The organism is Bradyrhizobium sp. SEMIA (assembly GCF_014844175.1).
Lineage (GTDB): Bacteria > Pseudomonadota > Alphaproteobacteria > Rhizobiales > Xanthobacteraceae > Bradyrhizobium > Bradyrhizobium arachidis.
In genome coordinates this window covers 6537407-6553512 of the sequence record NZ_CP046601.1, presented here as the reverse complement: position 1 = coordinate 6553512, position 16106 = coordinate 6537407, and the positions used below count along the sequence as shown (strand labels likewise).

Genomic DNA, 16106 nt, shown 5'->3' with positions numbered 1-16106 from the left:
ATGACGCTAAAAGCATCGCGCTTTGCGCGCCAAGCGCAGGATTACTGCTGGCTTGCCCATCATATTGGTCAAATTCGGATCTGACGCTCGGTAAAACTTACACGGGATCGCCACTTTCCATTAAACGAGCAACAAACCGCGCGAAAGACAAGCAGGGTAGGCGCGGGCATCTTGCCGTCGCGTGGACTGTAGCTCATGGCTACCGCGTTTGCGTTGCTCTCGATGGGAAGCAGTTCAAACATCTAATGCGAAGCGAGTGCCTGCTGGCTAGATTTACGCAGGGCAAGCGCGCTCTATTTTGGGAATGGGAGGTCGGCAGTCTATGCACAGCGTTGAAGTGTTCCGGGAATTGCAGAGCGAGGCAACCGCGTGGCGGCGCTATCTCCATCAGAACCCCGAGCTCGACTACCGGCTACACAACACGGCGGGGTTCGTAGCCGAGAGGCTGGCGTCATTTGGTATTAATCACATCGAAACCGGGATAGCTGAGACCGGTATCGTAGCGTTGATACAGGGCGCGGGCGGAGAAGGCCCGACTATCGGCTTGAGAGCGGACATGGACGCTCTCGCGCTTCTCGAAGAGTCAAACAAGCCATGGTCGTCGAAAAAGCCTGGCAAAATGCACGGCTGCGGCCATGACGGCCACACAGCAATGCTGCTGGGTGCCGCAAAATATCTTGCTTCTACGCGCAAGTTCAAGGGATCTGTTGCCCTGATCTTTCAGCCGGCGGAGGAGGTGCTGCCATCCGGGGCCCTCAGGATGGTCCAAGAAGGAATCATGGACCGTTTCGACATCGCCCGAGTGTTTGGCATGCACAATACTCCCGGCATCGAGGTCGGCAAGTTCGGTATTTGCCATGGGCCAATTCTGGCATCGCTTGACGAGTTCGATCTGGCTGTGATCGGCAAGGGGGGCCATGCAGCCAGGCCGCACGAGACAGTCGATCCAATTGTCATTGCGGGACAGATCATAGTCGGGCTGCAAACCTTGGTCTCGCGCAATACGAACCCGCTGGAGTCGCTTGTTGTTTCCATCACCAAGTTAAATGCAGGCACGTCCTATAACATTGTTCCCGGTCATGCTGGACTGGGAGGGACTGTCAGGACGTTTTCACCCGCTCTGCGAGATTTCGCCGAACGACAGATCTTGGCGTTAACTCAAGGAATCGCGCGCGGATTTGGTGGCGATATCGAATTCAAGTACCGGCGAGATTGCCCGGTTACCTTCAACCACTCGGATGAGACCGATCTCGCGATTAAGGCCGCACGCGATCTCGTAGGGCGCACCTCCGTTAATGACAAGATGACGCCCCGGATTTCGTCAGAGGACTTCGCCTACATGCTTGAGGCGAGGCCAGGAGCCATCATCTACATTGGCAACGGATCGACGGCCGCCCTGCACAATCCCGCATATGATTTCAACGACGAAGCTTTGCCTTACGGCATCGGCTATTGGGTAAACTTGGTAGAGACAGTGCTGGCCCCCTGAAATCAGGGGAGCCTTGCGATGACGAAGCCATTCGGGATTTTGTCAGGTGTAATTCCGCTGCGGAGTGCGCTGATTCATCGAACTGCTTCTGCGCCAGCGCAGAGGCAGCAATTAATGAAAGCTTCAGGTTTCGCCGCTTCGATGCAGAAACTCTGCAGGCGCATTCCTGGGAATTGCATTTGAGGGTGCCGAAAGAGTTGCTCTTAGCTGGCAAGGTGCTCGATTCGTTCGGCCGAAAAAAATGGGACGTTGCTATTCTACAACGCGCCGAGAAGTAAGCGAGCCGCAATCTTCACTGAACAGAACGGAGAGCATCGAGAAAATGAAAAGGCGAACATTTCTAAGGTTTACGACAACGGCTGTGGCCAGCGCCCTGGCTGCACCTTACGTGTGCGCACAATCAAAGAAGTTTGCTGGCATTACGCTGCGAGTAAACGGATTCGGCGGGCTTTACGACGAAACTCTCAAAAAGTGCGTTGGCGCACCGCTCGAGGAGAAATACGGGCTAAAGATCCAGTTTATTGCCGGCAGTCAATCGGCGGACCTCGTCAAATTGATCGCTAACAAGGACAATCCGCCCTTCGATCTTTTTCAAGCCGATAGTGCTTACATGGTCGAGCTCCTCAAAGCCGGCGTCATCGAAGAAATTAAGGCACCGGACGTTCCCAACATCAAGCGAATCCTTCCCGAGTTCCGCGAATACGGTGATCGCGGTGTGCCATACAGCGTCGCGAGCTCGATCCCCGTCTACAATTCAAGATACATCAAGCAGCCACTTATCTCGTACTCTGATATCGCCCGTCCCGACTTAGCGGGCCGCGCCGTGATCCCGACCCCGGTACAGGACAGTATCAGCCTTTATCTTCTGGGCATCGCCGACGAAAATGGTGGCTCGATCTCAAACATGGAGCCGGCATTCCAGGTAATGGCGGCGGCGAAGCCGAATATCGTCGCGCTTGCGCAGACAACCGTGGCCGAGTTGCAGATGTTTGAATCAGAAGAGGTCTATGCGGGCATCTTCTGGGACAGCCGCGCGCACGAACTGCGCACCAAGGGCTTTCCCATTGTCACTGTTATTCCGCCCAAGGGCATCTACTCCATCTGCAGCTACTTCAATGTTGTCAAGGGCATGAAGTATCCGGAAGCCGCACACGCGTTTGCGGAGCAATTGCTCTCCGACGAGGGCATGAGCGGTCTACCTCGGGCCCTGGGAATTGGAGTGACCACAGATGTTAAGTTGCCCGAAGATATTCAGAAAAACCTAGTATACAACTCGCCGGAGCGCATTGCTCTTAAAAAGAAAGTTGATTGGGAAAAGTGGATGGCGGATCGAGGCGCCCGGATTGAGCGGGTCAATAAAATAATTCGAACTTAGGCTTTCCAACAGATTTAGTCCACGCGCCAGTCGGCGCGTGGGAAGTCTAAATTTTGCGCAGCGTTGGAGGTCTCGAGGTTCATCGATTCTCTATTCGTTTGTGGAGGTCGGTAACCTCGAACTGAAAATGATTGGGGACGAGGAAGATGACGACCGCGTTAGCGAGCGTCCTCCGTCCACCCGGCGAGAGGCCGGTAACGCTCCTCCAGTTCTGCCATCACAGCACGGCGGGCACAGGGAGCCTCACTGGTCATTGAGAGCTCGTCAGACTAATTGACCCGTGAAAAAGGGTTGCTTGGTGACGATGTTCCCCTTAACCGGATTTGTCCTCATGACATTCCAAGTAGCGGATCAATGGGCGCCCGAAGACCTGGCGGGCTTGGACACTTAGCGGGCTCGACTTGCAAACATCATCAGCACCCCAATTCGTGACCAGCACAGTTACGCCTCAGTGAAGGGTGTGCGGGAAGACCGGCAATATTTCGCTAACGACGAAACGATAATGGCTGGAGTCGGTCTCAGTGTGGCGCGGGAGACGGCCGCATCGCTTCTAACGCCGGGGCGCCTGAACTCGACAAGAAAGCTTCCAGCCGGACACCGTTTCTGCACGTTCAACTAAGATATTGCCGGAATCCAGCGCGCTTTCTTGTCTATGTGCGTGTAGAGTGCGACGCAGTGCGATAACATGCAGGAGCTTTCCGCCGCTCTCGCGTGACGAGATCGGAAGCGCTGCCGAGGCTTCAGCGGCAACTCGTTGGTGAGCTCACGACAGACGCTGTGATGTTTCCGCCCTAATGTCGCTCGGGGTGATGCGGCTTAGAATCAATGTGGTGAATATCCGGAGATACATCGTATGGAAAAGATGCTGAACTTTGAGCGGGCCGAATTCGATACGCGCCTTGGGGCTGTGAAACGGGAGATGACCAAGCGGGGAATCGACATTTTGCTCGTTTCTGAGCCCCCGAACCAGAACTACCTAACCGGCTACAATGCTTATTCCTTCTATACTCCCCAGATGGCGATCGTGGCGCTTAAGCCCGCTGAACCCATTTTCATCACGCGGGGCATAGACACTACATCAGCTAAACTAACTACTTATCTGGCAGACGAAAACATCAGAGGCATTCCGGATGAGTACATGAACTCGACCACCTTGTCTGCGTACGATTTTATGGCGAGCGTTGTTAAGGAGCTTGGGGGTGAAAAGGCGCAAATCGGCGTTGAGATGGGCGGCTATTATTATTCCGCGCGCGCACATGCTGATCTCGTTCGAGCACTACCGCTGGCGAGCTTTGTAGATGCTGACCTACTGGTCAACTGGATCCGTCTTGTAAAGAGTCCCGCCGAACTGTCTTTCATGCGTCAGGCTGGTCGCGTCGCTGACGCAATGGTGAAGCGGGCCGTGGATATCGCAGAGCCGGGTGTACGTGAATGCGACCTGGCTGCGGCTGTCTATCACCAGCAGATCTCCGGCACGCCTGAATTCGGAGGAAGTTATGACTCTTCATGCCTGCATTTCTGCGTCGGTGAACGCGCTCTCGCGCCCCACTCCACGTGGTCAGACAAGCCGCTGCCTGCTTCAACGACAATCAATTTCGAAGTCCATGGGCTTCGGCATCGCTATCAAGTCAATCTGAGTCGTACGATTTCCATCGGCAAGCCGTCTCCAGCATACCAGAAATTTTCTGAGATCGCTGTCGAAGCTCTGAATGCGGGCCTTGAGAGCGTTCGTCCCGGGCGCACCTGTTCGGAAGTTTTCGGTGCCTTTGCAAAAGTACTTGCCCGCCACGGTATCGATAAGAACGAGAGGATCGGCTACCCCACCGGAATCGGTTATCCGCCATCAGTAGCAGAGCGCACTGCGAGTCTGCGCAAGGGAGACGAGACGGTGCTTGAGCCAGGCATGTGCTTCCATATGATGACTGGTCTTTGGTTGGACGATAAGAGCATCACCATCACGCAACCTTTTGCCGTCACTGAAAGTGGTCATGAAGACTTGACAACGACGCCGCGTAAACTGTTCGTTAAATAGTCGAAAAAAGGTTTGAGACCGCTTCGGTCAACACCGGCAGCAATCGTGCTGCCGGTGCCGCAACGGTTCACCTTCCCCCCCCAATTTACGTCCAATACCAAGTATTGTTCAGAAACAAACCCATCCGGAAGTACATCGGCTGTCCGCTCGGCCGCAGCTTTCTGAGCGCGTTGCGAGCGGTCCTTTCGAGCATGAAAAAGCTCTGGGCGTTTTCTGAGGGGAGCAACACCGCTTCGAGCAGGGCATGCGTCAGCTCTGAAGATGGACCCGCAAACATGTCGCAGGTCTTGCTGGTGCCCTTGGTAGCTCGTTATATAGCTCCGGTGAACAGCTATTGCGCTGTGGCTTTCCGCGCTTAAGCGTCGCCGGTTGAGGGCCCCGTGGTCACAGGGCGGCGAAGAGACGCCTTGTTCAGCTAAATAACTTCGCAATCACGTCGATCGTCGGCGTGAGGTGCCGCCCACGCGCGGAGTTCACGCCTTCTAGGTTTGCGCTGCTACCGATCCCGAGTAGGATCGAGAGGCGGACGGAAAGGGCACAGGCGGCATGCGTCGGGTGGAGCATGCCTTTCAGTGTGGCCGCGACGAACGGCTGACCATTGAAGAACGGTTCACCGCGTTGCCGCGTACCTCCCCGTTTGCTGCTGGAAAGTCGCTCTTGGTCAAAACACGGGGCCGTAGTGGCAAGTCATCCCGCAGAGCCGGTGTCCTGTACGGCACACCGGCCTGCTGGGCCGGCATCATATCGCCTCGCCATCGGGCTTCGAGCTAGGCCTCTCGGCTGGACTTCCGTGTCTGTTTTGATGTGCTCCGTTTGAACGCAGGGCCGATCGGCTGAACAGGGTCTGCTGACTGCGTGCGATACCTCGTCGTCGCCTGAACCCTGTCGAGGCGTGAGCGCGCCCGACCAGCAGTTGGCTATTGAAATCATCATAATTCGCGCCTATGGCGCAGGATTTCTGCTGCTTCAGGCGCTATATCAGTTAAATTCAGATCCAAGGTTCGGTATTTTTTTGCGTCAATAAAACGTTCCGGTTGGCCGAGCTCACGGAAAGGGGGAGATCGGATCGGCAAGTTCACGAACAGGTACGACACGCCTGGGTTGTGGCTCAACGTTGATCGCGGCGGCGTTCTTGAGTGTTCTGTTGGGCTCGCCTGGGGTCATAGTGCTGAATGCTGCGCTTCGAGGCGCGCAACGAGGCGACTTTTGATTGCTCACTTGCCGGGGCAAAGCAGGGTTCAATCCAAGGGCCCTGTCTGGACTATGCGCAGGCCCGAAATTTCTGCTCGAAGCGTGCGGCGAAGGCCGGGCTCGGGAGTGGCCTTACCCTCTGCGGCTTGCAGCGGCGAGTGGCGCCAGCGTGTACCGCCTCTCTGCCCTAAGAGCTGATCCTTCAGCTCGACAGCGGCTTGGCTCGCTTGACGATATGGAAGGTGGCAGCAGAAGGAGGCTACCATCGTCTTCGATGATGCGAATGGAACAGAGGAGATCGGAAATGAAAAGGCGACGGTTTTTAACGTCCGCGGCAGCGGCTGCCGCCTTCGCAGTGGCCGCGCCTTACGTTCGCGCTCAGTCAAAAAAATTTTCCGGCATTACACTGCGTGTAAACGGATTCGGTGGCGTCTGGGACGAAACCCTTAGCAAGAGAGTGGTCGCGCCGCTTGAAGAGAAGTATGGGCTGAAGGTTCAATTCATTGCCGGCACTCAAGCCGCGGACCTGGTCAAATTGATCGCGAATAAGGGCAATCCGCCGTTCGACATGTTTGAGGCCGATAGCGCCTACATGGTCGAGCTCCTCAAGGCCGACGTCATCGAAGAGATCAAGGTCACAGACGTTCCCAGCATCAAGCGCATTCTTCCGGGGTTCCGCGAATATGGCGACTATGGTGTGCCATTCAGCGTTTCGACCGTCGTTCCGGTGTATAATTCAAAATACATCAAGCAGCCGCTCACGTCGTATTCAGATCTCGCCCGGCCGGATCTTAAGGGTCGCGGAGTCATTCTGGCCCCGACGCTGGACACCAGCAGCCTTTACCTTCTTGGCATGGCCGAGGAAAATGGCGGCTCGATCTCGGACATGGAGCCGGCATACAAGGTTCTGGAGGCGGCAAAGCCGAACATTGTCGCGATCGCGCAGACAACGGTTGCAGAACTGCAGATGTTTCAAGCCGAGGAGGTCTATGCAGGCATATTCTGGGATGGCCGCGCCCACGAACTGCGCAGCAGAGGCGTTCCCATCGTGACCGTTGTACCACCTAAAGGCGTTTACTCGATCGCCAGCTACATGAATGTCGTCAAGGGCACGAAGTACCCGGAAGCAGTATACGCGTTTGCAGAGCAGCTGCTCTCAGATCAAGGGATGCTCGGAATTCCTGGAGCGATGCGCTATGGCGTGACCACCGACGTCAAGTTGCCGGAAGAGATGCACAAGGACCTTCTATTCAACTCGCCTGAGCGCAACACTTTGAAAAAGAAGGTTGATTGGCAAAAGTGGATGGCAGAGCGCGGCGCTCGAATCGAGCGGGTCAATAAAATAATGCGAAGCTAGGCTGTGGTCGCTTAGTCGCACTTTGGTAGTTACGCGGATCTTCCGGGATGCGCATACTGCCGCTGCTTACCCAACGGATCCGTACGAACTGTGAAAGGTCGACTCGTGAAGGAGCCTCTCCTCAAACGCCGTATCATAACTGCGGCACTCTTGCTGGCCCCGATGGTCATGCTTCTCGTCGGCTTTATGGTGGTGCCGGTGCTGCAATTGCTGCGATCGAGCTTTCTGCCCTCTAGCCATCTGCTCGACGGCTCCGGTTTTAGCCCAATCCAGTACGTCCGCTTCTTCTCCGACTCATATTATTCCTCTGTGTTATGGGAGACGTTCGTTGATGGGCTCATCGTTAGCGTGATCTGTTTAGTCCTCGGCTTCCCCATGGGATACTCTCTCGCTCGTCTTCCGCCTCTGGCGCGGCGATGGCGAACGATTATCGTGATCATGCCGCTGACGCTCAGTCTTGTGGTTATTGTATTCGGCTGGTTGATCATCCTTGGCCGGAACGGTCTCCTCAATTCAGTGCTCACAAGCGTTGGCATTGTTTCTTCGCCGAAACAACTTCTCTTCACCCGACCTGCCGTATTAGTCGTCCTGGTGCAGCAATTTCTTCCATTCATGATCTTATCCATCATGAGCGTGGTTACCCAGATAAATCCTGTGCTTGAGCAGGCGGCTGCCAATCTGCGCGCCAATCGCTTCGTCACTTTTCGCAAGGTCATCGTCCCACTCGCAGTGCCCGGCATTCTCGTCGGCTTCAATCTCGTCTTTGTACTCTCGATTTCGGCATTCATCACGCCCCGTCTGATCGGCGGAAGTCGCGTTGCCATGCTGGGAAGCCTTATCTATGAACGCATGATGTCGGAACTGAACTGGCCCTCCGGCGCAGCAATGGCTTTTGTCCTTTTTGTGAGCGGACTAGGTTTCACAGCCGCCTTCAATGCTTTGGCTGCATCACGTCTCATTATTGGAGGACGGCGTTATGCGGTCTGATCTCTCTGACTATGCAATGGCTGCTTCCGGCGCTTTCATTCGCGCGGTCGTCTATGCCATGCTCGCGCTGCCAGCAATTCTGGTGATTGTGTCCTCGTTCACCAGCGGCGACACGATGAATTTTCCGCCCAGGGGCTTTTCGCTGCGCTGGTATCAGAAGGCCTTCGAGAATGAACTGTTCATGAGCGCGCTCTGGACCAGCACGTACGTTGCCGTGCTGGTCGCCATCATCGCACTGGTGATTGGTTTTGCAGGCGCATTCGCAATCAACCGATTCTCCTTCCCAGGAAAAGCATTTTTCCAGGGACTGGCCTTCTCGCCACTGATCGTCCCTGCCGTGGTGCTCGGCATTGGACTGTTGCAGCTCTTCGCGTGGCTGGATCTCACTCAGACAATTTATCCGTTGCTGCTGGGGCATCTGGTCCTTGCGATCCCGTACGTCGTACGGACGATTCTCGCGAGTCTTACCCTGCACGACCGAGTACTCGAAGAGGCGGCAATGAACCTCCGGGCCACACAATTGCAAGTCATTCGGCGTATCACCCTGCCGCTCATTCTGCCTGGCTTGCTGTCAGCGGCGATTTTTGCCTTTGTGACGTCGTTTGGGAACGCCACGGTTTCGGTGTTTCTCACGTACGGCGGCAACGTGACCCTGCCGGTACAAATCTTCGCGTATGTCGATACTAGCTATGATCCACTCGTCGCGGCGATATCAAGCATCATGATCGTGGTGACACTGGTCGTTATCTTGGCCATTGAGCGCCTCATCGGCGCGGAAAGACTGGCGCAGTGAGGACAACAGATGCTGGCTTTATCTAAAGAGTATGAGAACATGGTGTCTAAAGGGCATGAAAATGCGGTGCAAGATGTCGGCGATCTTGTCGTTCAATTGCGCTCCGTCTCCAAGCATTACGGTGAAACCGTCGCAGTCGCAGACGTTTCATTGAATGCGCGTCGTGGCGAACTGGTGTGCCTGCTTGGCCCTTCGGGCTGTGGCAAGACTACGACCTTGCGCATGGTCGCCGGCTTTGTAGAGCCGACCTCGGGTACCATAAGCATCAATAACATCGACATGACACATCAACCGCCTTATCGGCGGGATACCGGAATGGTGTTTCAGAGCTACGCGCTGTTTCCGCACATGACTGTTGCCGAAAACATCGCATTTGGCTTGGAAAACTTGAAATGGCCTCGGGCGGAACGGGAAAGCCGCGTCAAGGAGATGCTCAAGCTGGTCGAACTGTCACACCTCGCCCAGCGACTTCCGAGCCAGCTTTCGGGCGGGCAGCAACAGCGAATCGCGCTAGCGCGCGCGCTTGCGATGCGACCAGCAGTGCTGCTTCTAGACGAGCCGTTCTCAAATCTGGATGCGCAATTGCGGGTTCGCATGCGGGAAGAGCTGCGAGAGGTGATCCGAGGCGTCAATGTTACCACCTTGTTTGTCACACATGACCAGGAAGAGGCCCTGACAATGTCAGATCGCATTGTGGTCATGAACGCGGGTCAGGTCGAGCAGGTTGGTACGCCTGGCGAGATCTATGAGGCACCGGCGACGCCTTTCGTTGCGAAATTCATCGGCTGGTGTTCTCTGCTGCAGGGAACGGTTGGATCTGATGGCACCTTTACGTCAACAGTCGGCCTGCGCCTCGCGGGCAATTGGGGCGTTGGGCCTGGGACCGCGGTGATCCGACCGGAGCAGATAAAGCTGGCAACGGATGGAGCTGATGGGCAATCGTTGTCGGGCCGCGTGGTCCAATCTCATTATTACGGCGGGGCAACGCGGCTCGTGCTTGATGTCGGTGGTGAACAACTGACGATGCAGGAGCGGTTTCCGTTTGGGCGCCATCCGACGCCCGGCGATCTCCTCAGCATTACGATCAACACGAACGAGATCCGCATTCTACCATCCACTCCAGTCAAATCTTGAGCGACGCCGTTCGACGAGGCCGGCAGGAACGGCGTGTGCGGCCAGCAGCTATCGGTTATGGACGCGCTGGCCACGCCTATCTTCGTGCGTCCGACGAGGACGCATCTCGTCGGCGGCGACACCGGGTAGCCGTTGCTGCCAGCGATCATTCGCCGGAGACGAGAGATCGGTTGCGCAACCGCTTCGTCCAGCAAAAAGTCTCATGCTCGATGCCTGCGGCGACCCGTGATCCGCTAGTGGTGTGATCGGGCGGAGCACGAACTCGGGATCGCCGGCACGGTGTCAACATAAGCGACACTCTGCGCAGTTATGGTGGCGCTGGTGGGTCGATTAAGCGATCAATTCGACATTTGTTGCCTTCGTGATGAGCCCGGGACGTTGCTGAGTGGCGAACCCTCAAGTCACTCGCCCTGGTGGCGCCACTGCTCTGGGCTCAGGCGATACGCTTCCGACACTCCCTATTGAAGCTTTGCATAAAAAGACCGGTTTGGCGGAAGCTATGCGCAATTTGTGCGCGCTGCCGGACGCCTCTGAGGAAAAGGAGCCCAAATGCGAGCTATCATTTCCAGATGATTTCGCAGATGGCATGCATGGCGAGGAGGCATCTCCTGCCAAATTGCTCGCGCAAACTGCCACGTCGAACGCTGAGAGGTTTGTGATGGAAAGCGGTTCGCTCAAAGGAGGACAAAACGTTTACGGTCATCGGATTGGGATACTGATGATCGAAACGCATATCCCGCGGCCTCCCGGTGCGATTGGAAATGCGTCATCATTCGCTTTTCCAGTTCTGCACCATGTCGTCAAAGGGACTTCGGGGAATGGCACCGTACGCGATCTCGGTGCCCTAGATGCAGAAAGTACGGAGTTCCGGCAAGCCATCGAGCCTTGGATCGACGGTGCTCGTTACCTGGAGCACCAGGGCTGCCATGCCATTACTACGTCGTGCGGCTTCTCCGTCTTGTTTCAGCATCATTTGCTTGAGGCGGTTAGCATCCCCGTATTTTCGTCATCACTCATGCTGATCCCGTTTATCGTTGCCACTTTACAAAGAGAGCGTCGTGTCGGTGTTATTACCGCCGATGCGGCGAGCCTATCCGCACGACATCTCTTAGCGGCGCACATCGACCCCAAGAGAATTCATGTGGTGGGGATGGATGGATGTCCGGAGTTCGCCGCAACGGCATGGGACAATAAGACGACCCTAGACTTTCATCGTATTAGGAATGAGGTGGTTACAGTGGCGAAGCGACTCGTCGATGAGGCTCCTGATACAGGAGCTCTCCTCCTAGAATGCGCGTTACTGCCACCCTATGCTGCAGCAATCCAGGCGGAAATCGACCTGCCAGTGTTTGATTTCACGCACTTGGTGTCTCTCGTTCATAATGCGTGTGCGCGCAATACTTTTTCGGGTCTGATCTGACATCAGACGCCGATGTCGCGAGTCTTGTTCACCATGGCGAAATGCGCGGCGAACCTCCCATTTGTCGTCTCCTCATCTGGTGGAGTGATCAGGCGAAGCTGGATCAGGATCTACATCAGAGTGGTGGCTCTTGTCGGTTCATCATCGCTGTGACTCTCGAAATCGCTCCGTTACAGAAGGGATAGTGAAATGCGCGCTGTCGCAGAGGTGTTCTGGTGCTGAAATTGACGTGGTGCTGGACTGTGTGACTCGAATCCTCGAGCAGCTAGGCATGCGCTGATGCATCCGCGTCTCATGCAGCATCATCTTCGTCTCTGACGTCCAAACGCGGCCTAAGGCCGACAGACACGTACGTGTCGGTGAACAAATTCGGATTCTGGAGAAAATATTCATGACAGCTCAAGGGGAGGTCTTTAGATCGCATCTCCCCGTCATTATGGGGGATCGCGGGATGGTCGTGGCTGGTCATCCCAAGGCCGCGGAAGCCGGAGCCGCAATGCTGCGAAGCGGCGGTAACGCGATGGATGCGGCAATTGCTGCCGCCGCCACACTTGCCATTGCCGTTCCGTTCATGAACGGTCTTGGAGGCGACGCTATCGCGCTGTACGCGACATCAGACGGCGACGTCACGGCAATCAATGGATCTGGTGCAACGCCACGCGCTGCATCACCTGACGAGCTGCGCAAGCGCGGTCTGACTGCAATGCCACAGCGCGGACCTCTCCCGGTCACAGTACCTGGCGTTGTTGCGGCCTGGGGTGAGGCACTTGATCGGTTCGGAACTCGCTCGTTAGCGGAAGTGCTAGAACCGGCCATCGAGCTCGCCGAGCAGGGCGTCGCTCTCGACACATCGTCGATTCAGTTCTTCAACGGAGCCGAATACGCAGACCTCGTGAAACAATTCCCAGCGTTGGCTCTCGGTTTCGGTCCGGCCGGGGGCCGCCGCCTCGGAGAGCGTTTGAAGCAACCCGCTGCTGCCGAAACCATGCGGGTCCTATCAACTCAGGGTTGGCGATCGTTCTATTCTGGTGATCTTGCTCGGAAATGGCTCGCCGAAGCCCGCGATAGCGGCGTGCTGATAGATTGCGAGGACTTGGAGGAGCACGCGACAGTGTTCCAGGGCGGACTGTCAATTTCCTGGCGAGGGCGGGAGGTGCATGTGGCGCCGCCAAACTCGCAAGGACTTGCATTGCTCACGATGCTCGCCCTATCGGAAGTCCAGCCAGCGCCGCCGCCCCCTGACAGGTCGGATCCGCTCATCGATCCTGTTGCCTATCTGGCACGGAAAACCGCAGCATTTTCTATGCGCGACGCTTACTGCGCTGACCAGCGTAGGATCTGTCTGCCGCCGAACCTGCTCTCGCCCGACCGCCTTAGGAAACTGGCGCTTCAAGCAGGACCCGCCATGAGCGTCGCGGGCGGTGGCGACACGTCGACGTTGGTCGTCATAGATGCGGCGGGACGCGCAGTGTCGTGGGTCCAATCCCTGTTCGAATCTTTCGGATCGGGAGTTGTCTGCCCCATTCACGGACTCGTATTGCACAATCGCGCTATGCTCGAGCGCCTCGATAACGACCCGGTTCGCGGCCTCCGTGCCGGGTTTCGTACCTTCCACACGCTCTGCCCGGCTCTGGTGACCGGGAAAAAGGGCGTCGAACTCGCCATAGCCACGCCGGGAGACCATGGCCAGCCGCAGGCACTTTTTCAGGTCATACGACGCCACTTCGAGCAAGGACTCGATATCCAGTCCGCTATTGAGTGGCCGCGCTTGCGTCACGACGACGGACGGGAAGTTATGCTGGAGAGCAGATGCCCCTCCAAGTGGAACGATGCGCTAGCCAAAGCCGGCTGGACCGTGAAGCGAGTTGACAGCTGGTCTCGCTTCATGGGTGGAGTGAATGCAATCCGAAAGAGAGACGGTCTGGTAATGGGCGGCGCAGATCCGCGACGATCCTCATACGCGATTGCGGAGTGATTGTTGCCGGAAGGATCGCACGGGCTGACGCCTATCCGCGAGGGAGCTGTATCATATGCATCGCAACGCTAACACTCCGGCAGCTCGATCCCGGTAGAGCAGCCAACGGCAGCTCGTGGGGGCCGCGCTGCGAGTTCAGGCAATTGGGTAACCCTTTACAACCTCAACTGACTATTGGTACCTATGATGCGTGGGCGAGCGCAGATGTCGAGCCACCCGCGGTCCACGCCAACGACGGTCTAGCTCAGATCTCGGTCGGTGGGATTTCCGTCGTGTACAATATTCGCCGAAGATCACAAATGCGACTTCAGCGCGTCGTCGGGCTTTCGGAGTGTGAAGCGGTTCACCGTGTGATTTAGCCGAGTGATCGCCCGGCCGGCACTAGTGAGTGATGCTTGGCGATTCGCTCGGGCTCGGCTCCCGATCCGTGACGGAGTGCAGGCGAGGCCAATGCGTTCTTCAGGCCTGCCTGGCCAGATGATACGCGGCAGATGACAAAAGCATCGCACCAAGTATCTGTTCACCGCTGGTCACGGCGGCTATCGAGTGCTCCTCGACGCCGTGCCGGCCGCTCACCAAGTTAGCCGAACCAAATCGATCCGGCACTCAATATTCGTCCTCCCGGCGGCGGACTCACTGCCCATCAAACCGGGCGATTTGACCCCTGACGATGAAATTGAGTGTCAGCGGGAAGCGTCGGTCACGCTCGTTGCGCACGCGTATAAAGCTTCATACCGACTGATTGCGCCGATTTTCTTCGACCCAAGCCTGATAATGACTAAAACCAGACTCCGCCACTATTAGTCTTCGAGATAGGTGCAAGCATCTCCTGGGGAGACAAGCGTTTGCAACGAGCAGTTGGGCGTGATCGGGAAGCGGTGCTTGTCCAGCCATCGCAGCGAATTGATAAAATGGCCAGCTAGGAGCTATCCGGGCTGGACGGCAAGCTCAACGGCGCGCGTAGAGTCGAGCACCCCGAGTACCCATTCACAACGACGTCAGCGCCTTAGCACGAGAGCGAACGCCACACCTTTCGAGCGGCGCTCCGTTTCCACGAAACCTGCAATAATTGCTCCATCTAGCAGCGGGTGCAGTTCGTGGAAGGAGTAACGCCTAGCCGGCATCTTCAGAGAGGGAATCGAAGAAAGGAGATTGCAGAAATGAAAAGGCGAACATTCTTGAAGTTCGGGACAGCGGCTGCTGTCGGCGCTCTGGATGCTCCGTTCGTCCATGCTCAATCGAAGAAGTTTGCCGGTATTACACTGCGCATAAACGGATACGGTGGACTTTACGATGAAACATTTATGAAGAGCGTGGGCGCGCCGCTCGAAGAGAGATACGGATTAAAGATACAATTCAATTCCGGTGCGACGGGGTCTGACCTAATCAAACTTATTGCGAATAAAGACAATCCTCCCTACGACATGTACATGGCCGATAGCGCCGTCATGGTCGAGCTACTTAAAGCCGGCGTGATCGAAGAGATCAAGCAGGCAGACGTTCCCAACATCAAGCGTATCCTTCCTGGGTTCCGCGAGTATGGCGATTACGGCGTGCCATTCAACGTCGCGTCGGTGATTCCGGTTTACAATTCGAAATTCATCAAGCAGCCGTTGACCTCGTATTCAGTTCTCGCCAGGCCGGATCTGAAAAGTCGCGTGGTCATTCCAGCTCCGACACAAGACACCGCCAGCCTGTATCTTCTTGGCCTGGCTGAGGAGAATGGTGGTTCAGTCACGAACATGGAGCCGGCATTCCAATTATTGACGGCCGCGAAGCCGAATATAGTCGCGCTCGCACAGACCAACGTCGCCGAGGTGCAGATCTTTCAAAGCGAAGAGGCTCACGCAGGCAGCTTCTGGGATGGTCGCGCGCACGAACTGCGTACCAAGGGGCTTCCCATTGTGACCGTCGTCCCGACCAAAGGCATCTACTCCGTCGTCATCTACATAAATATTGTCAAAGGGATGAAGCATCCTGAAGCTGCATATGCCCTGGCCCAGCAGTTACTTTCCGATCAAGGCATGCTCGGTATACCCCAGGCGCTTCGGTATGGTGTAACGACGGACGTCAACTTGCCGGAGGACCTTCGCAAAGACCTCCTGTTCAACTCCTCCGAGCGAAACGCCCTGAAGAAGAAAGTCGATTGGCAACGGTGGATGGCAGACCGCGGCGATCGGATCGAACGCGTGAACAAAATAATTCGAGGCTAGGTCTTATGCAGTAGTGTGCAGCCACTTCAGGGGCGGACGGGCGCTGCCGCGCTAAGCTCAGTTGGAGTTGGTTCGTTCAAAACAAAGTGCGACGAAACGGCAACGCCGATCGCAGAGCGTCCAGGCCCGAACAAGCAACT

The 16106-nt window shown here is 56.3% G+C and carries 10 protein-coding genes; all 10 read left to right on the top strand.

Going from position 1 to position 16106, the window contains the following annotated elements; translation table 11 throughout:
* The first annotated feature begins 322 nt into the window (after positions 1-322).
* The 10 genes from FOM02_RS31550 to FOM02_RS31505 all read left to right on the top strand — a co-directional run bounded on the left by FOM02_RS31550 (position 323) and on the right by FOM02_RS31505 (position 15966).
* Positions 323-1489, top strand: a complete 1167-nt coding sequence (locus FOM02_RS31550) for a M20 aminoacylase family protein (RefSeq protein ID WP_265440551.1) — start codon at positions 323-325, stop codon at positions 1487-1489.
* Between the two features lie 361 nt (positions 1490-1850).
* Positions 1851-2864 carry an extracellular solute-binding protein gene (locus FOM02_RS31545; RefSeq protein WP_265440550.1) on the top strand — a complete coding sequence of 338 codons (1014 nt, stop codon included), beginning with the start codon at positions 1851-1853 and terminating at the stop codon, positions 2862-2864.
* 853 nt (positions 2865-3717) lie between these two features.
* The gene (locus FOM02_RS31540; protein ID WP_265440549.1) at positions 3718-4896 is read left to right on the top strand and encodes a M24 family metallopeptidase; all 1179 of its coding nucleotides are present in this window, start codon (positions 3718-3720) and stop codon (positions 4894-4896) included.
* 1495 nt (positions 4897-6391) lie between these two features.
* A complete protein-coding gene (locus FOM02_RS31535; protein ID WP_265440548.1) occupies positions 6392-7444 on the top strand; it encodes an extracellular solute-binding protein in 1053 nt (350 codons plus the stop codon).
* A 105-nt stretch (positions 7445-7549) separates the two neighbouring features.
* Positions 7550-8431 (top strand): ABC transporter permease, encoded by an 882-nt coding sequence (locus FOM02_RS31530; RefSeq protein ID WP_265440547.1) that lies wholly within the window; start codon positions 7550-7552, stop codon positions 8429-8431.
* The gene (locus tag FOM02_RS31525; RefSeq protein WP_265440546.1) at positions 8421-9224 is read left to right on the top strand and encodes an ABC transporter permease; all 804 of its coding nucleotides are present in this window, start codon (positions 8421-8423) and stop codon (positions 9222-9224) included. Before FOM02_RS31530 ends, FOM02_RS31525 begins: the two co-directional genes overlap by 11 nt.
* A 9-nt stretch (positions 9225-9233) precedes the next feature.
* Positions 9234-10358, top strand: a complete 1125-nt coding sequence (locus FOM02_RS31520; protein WP_265440545.1) for an ABC transporter ATP-binding protein — start codon at positions 9234-9236, stop codon at positions 10356-10358.
* 385 nt (positions 10359-10743) lie between these two features.
* Positions 10744-11778: an aspartate/glutamate racemase family protein gene (locus tag FOM02_RS31515; RefSeq protein WP_265440544.1), complete on the top strand. Its 1035-nt coding sequence runs from the start codon at positions 10744-10746 to the stop codon at positions 11776-11778.
* A gap of 391 nt (positions 11779-12169) precedes the next feature.
* Positions 12170-13753: a gamma-glutamyltransferase family protein gene (locus FOM02_RS31510; RefSeq protein ID WP_265440543.1), complete on the top strand. Its 1584-nt coding sequence runs from the start codon at positions 12170-12172 to the stop codon at positions 13751-13753.
* A 1160-nt stretch (positions 13754-14913) separates the two neighbouring features.
* Positions 14914-15966: an extracellular solute-binding protein gene (locus FOM02_RS31505; RefSeq protein WP_265440542.1), complete on the top strand. Its 1053-nt coding sequence runs from the start codon at positions 14914-14916 to the stop codon at positions 15964-15966.
* Positions 15967-16106: the final 140 nt, after the last annotated feature.

Bases quoted from the DNA above. Each gene is read 5' to 3' on its own strand.
- FOM02_RS31550 (WP_265440551.1), top strand. From the start codon at position 323: ATGCACAGCGTTGAAGTGTTCCGGGAATTGCAGAGCGAGGCAACCGCG.
- FOM02_RS31540 (WP_265440549.1), top strand. From the start codon at position 3,718: ATGGAAAAGATGCTGAACTTTGAGCGGGCCGAATTCGATACGCGCCTT.
- FOM02_RS31535 (WP_265440548.1), top strand. From the start codon at position 6,392: ATGAAAAGGCGACGGTTTTTAACGTCCGCGGCAGCGGCTGCCGCCTTC.
- FOM02_RS31525 (WP_265440546.1), top strand. From the start codon at position 8,421: ATGCGGTCTGATCTCTCTGACTATGCAATGGCTGCTTCCGGCGCTTTC.
- FOM02_RS31520 (WP_265440545.1), top strand. From the start codon at position 9,234: ATGCTGGCTTTATCTAAAGAGTATGAGAACATGGTGTCTAAAGGGCAT.
- FOM02_RS31510 (WP_265440543.1), top strand. From the start codon at position 12,170: ATGACAGCTCAAGGGGAGGTCTTTAGATCGCATCTCCCCGTCATTATG.
- FOM02_RS31505 (WP_265440542.1), top strand. From the start codon at position 14,914: ATGAAAAGGCGAACATTCTTGAAGTTCGGGACAGCGGCTGCTGTCGGC.